Annotated in this window: 1 protein-coding gene; it reads right to left on the bottom strand. The window is 37.5% G+C overall.

All coding sequences use genetic code 11. From position 1 onward, the window contains the following. Positions 1-21 precede the first annotated feature (21 nt). Positions 22-855 (bottom strand): endonuclease NucS domain-containing protein (locus MD535_RS25690; RefSeq protein ID WP_265678120.1); only part of this gene is annotated, 834 nt, incomplete at its 5' end.

The raw sequence follows: 855 nt of genomic DNA, 5'->3' as shown, positions 1-855 counted from the left end.
GAATCCGTCTTGAAGCACTTGTTATGCTTCTTTTAATGTAATACCAACTTGATATGTCAATAATTTAACTAAGCCATTGGTTTCCGTAGCTTGAATTAAACTATCATCAATCTCTCCGGCTACAATAGCCCCTTCAACATTTCGATCACAAAACTCCCGACTGACAAGCCCCATATACATTGCAATTTGACCAAATACCTTAAAATCAGCCAATCCAGACTTTAACTCCACCACTAATAATGACTTATCTGTCTTGTTCTCTAACAACACATCTATTTTTCTAGTACCTATTTGGTACTCAATGCCAACCTTTGCACCACCGAATATTTCGTATTCAGGAAACAATTCCGTTACTTGCATACATAGTAATTGTTGGAGGTCTCTTTCATAAGTAAAGCGCATTGATGGCGAACTTAGCTCTATGCCATGGTTTTTAGGTATAGCAGATGGAAGTTGCGCACAGTATTCTTGTACTTCATTTCGATATTTAAGTACTTCGTCACGTGATATATCCAAGCAAAAGTCTTCAACTGCCAGCATTAGAATTTCATTCTGTTTTGCTAAGTTTCTCTGTGAACGAAATTTCACATAGTGTGCTAATGCTGACCGAACACTACCGCCACCTTCATCACCTACGTTTGAAAATTTGCCTTTCTTCGCATATAACCTAAGTAACTTACTGAGCTCTCGGCCATCTTCAAGTTCAAAAATATCGAATTCACTGCCTATTTGCTCAGAATAATGAAGTGATAATCTATCCATAGAATCCAAATAAACAGACCACTCAGATGCTTTACCAGATTCAGTCAACCAATTCTTAAACTCTTCTACCATAGCCTCAAATTTCTCCAGAAG

The sequence above is a fragment of the Vibrio qingdaonensis genome (assembly GCF_026191675.1).
Taxonomy (GTDB): domain Bacteria; phylum Pseudomonadota; class Gammaproteobacteria; order Enterobacterales; family Vibrionaceae; genus Vibrio; species Vibrio qingdaonensis.
Note: the sequence above shows the minus strand (reverse complement) of the source record. Positions and strands in the feature narration are given on the sequence as shown.